The 2236-nt window shown below is 40.3% G+C and carries 2 protein-coding genes; both read right to left on the bottom strand.

The features are described 5' to 3' along the window. The coding region (locus VN429_RS00975) for an ABC transporter permease (protein ID WP_325628818.1) at positions 1 to 841 on the bottom strand (841 nt) is incomplete at its 3' end. 40 nt (positions 842 to 881) lie between these two features. Then, a partial coding sequence (locus VN429_RS00970) for an ABC transporter substrate-binding protein (protein WP_325628816.1) occupies positions 882 to 2236 on the bottom strand: 1355 nt, incomplete at its 5' end.

Below are 2236 nucleotides of genomic sequence, written 5' to 3'. Positions count from 1 at the left end.
CAGGAATATCTCTCCCTATCGTTGCTGCAATAAGGAGACTCCCTATTCCTGGCCATGCAAAGATGGTTTCAATAATCATGGTCATTGAGAACATGTATCCAAAATGAACTCCAAGAACAGTCAGTACTGGTAAAAATGCATTTCGAGAAAGATGTGTTTTGACAATAGAACTCCAGGACATTCCTTTTGCTATGGCATACCTGATAAACGGTTCTTGCAATGTTTCGAGAACACTGCATCGCATAAGTCGAATGATGACGCAACTTGGGCTAATGGAGAGTGCAATTGCAGGTAATATTAAAAACTGAATTGAACCGTATCCTGATGTTGGTGTTAATTTTAGGGTTAGTGAAAAGATGATAATCAAAAGAAGAGCTACCCAGAATCCTGGAAAAGAAACACCAAACACAGTTAAAACACGAATGATCTGATCAGATAATGATCCTTCATGAAGAGCAGTATATAATCCTATGAAAACCCCGGCAATTGTAACTATGAGTATACTAGTGCAGGCAAGGAGAAGTGTTGCAGGAAGACGGGATAAAAGGAGATCCGTAACAGGCATATTATATGAATAAGACCTTCCAAGATCGCCTTTTAATATCAAATTTTCAAGCCACATTTCATACTGTACGATGATAGGTTTATCGAGATTATATCTAGATGAAATCTCCTGTATCTGTCCGGTAGTTGCTTTTTCATCAATTCCAACAGCCATCTGTTTTAGAATAGTTTCGGCAGTTCCTCCGGGTAGAACGTTCATAAGACTGAATGTAATAAAAGAGACTGCCAGCAATGTGAAGATAATAGAAAAAAAGCGACGGATGAGGTAAAGATGCATATATGATCCTACCTAATTTCAGGATACCGTAGGTATCCGGTTACTCAATGTGAGTCTCCGGGTTGATACGGTAATCGTGTGAGGTTGGATCATATACAAATCCCTTCACATTTGCTCCTGTTACCATCGTGAACTTGGGGTAAATGATTGGAATTACCGGAAGTTCATCGTTTAAGATGGTCTGAACACCATCGTATGCACGAGCCCGGTCAGGATTCTTTGCACCTTCAATGATCATCTGATCTACGGTTGGGTTCTTATATCTGGCATAATTGCTTCCACCTGTTGAAAGATACCAATTTTCCATAATATAAGCTGGGTCTGGAACCATACCGGTAGAGAACGACATGAAGTGAAGATCAAAGTTTCCATCTCCCATTCTCTTTTCGGTTGCACTGTAGTCTGCAAGTTCCACATTGACTTTAATGCCAACTTCTTTGAGTTCTGCAGCAATAGCTTCAGAGAGTGATGGCAGGATGGCATCATTTGCACTAGATATTAGAGTAAGTTCAAGTTTCTGATCTCCTTTTGCTCTAATACCATCTGCACCTACTTTCCAGCCTGCCTCATCGAGTAAAGACTTGGCCTTTTCAGGATCATAAGCATATGGTTTAAGTGAACTAAGTGCCCATGGACTGGAAGTTAAATACGGACCAACTGCTGGAGTTCCTGCATTAAAGAGAACATTTTCTACGAGACCTTTTCTGTCAATAGCATACGAGATCGCCTGACGAACTGCTTTGTCAGCCACCTGTGGATGATCCATGTTACAGTCCATCCGCAGAAGTCGGGGTGTATCATATAACTCAACATTAAGTCCTTTAGACTTGAGTTGTGTTATTTCACTAGCTGGAGTATTGAATGTTATATCATATTCTCCATTCTCTATTGCAGCACTCCTGGTGTTTGGATCCGGAATTACTTTAATGATCTCCCCGTCTGCCTGAACCTGACCCTTCCAGTACTTATCATTTTTAGTCATTGTCAGAGTCTTTGTTTGTGGATCCAGACTCTTGAACACCATCGGGCCAGTTCCAATCGGTTTAGTAACAGTTCCAGAGGAATCAACTGAGTTCTCACTCATGATTGCCATATTTGGATAGTGGAGAAATGCCGGAAGAAGTGGGTTTGCTTCTGTTGTGTGAATTTTCACAGTTTTATCATCTACAACTTCGCTAGATGCATATTTGAGCATCGATTTAACCTTTGGATTAACTGAAGTTGCATGATCTAATGAAAATTTTACGGCTTTAGCAGTCAACGGTGTATTATCATGGAATAATATGCCATCATTTAATACAATTTCCCAGGTTTTATCATCAGTTTGTGACCACGACTTTGCCAACAAGGGTTTTAACGAAAAATCAGTACCAGTTCCAACGAGAGGTTCAAATA

Source organism: Methanospirillum sp. (assembly GCF_035560735.1).
Lineage (GTDB): Archaea > Halobacteriota > Methanomicrobia > Methanomicrobiales > Methanospirillaceae > Methanospirillum.
This window is presented reverse-complemented; position numbering and strand designations above follow the sequence as displayed.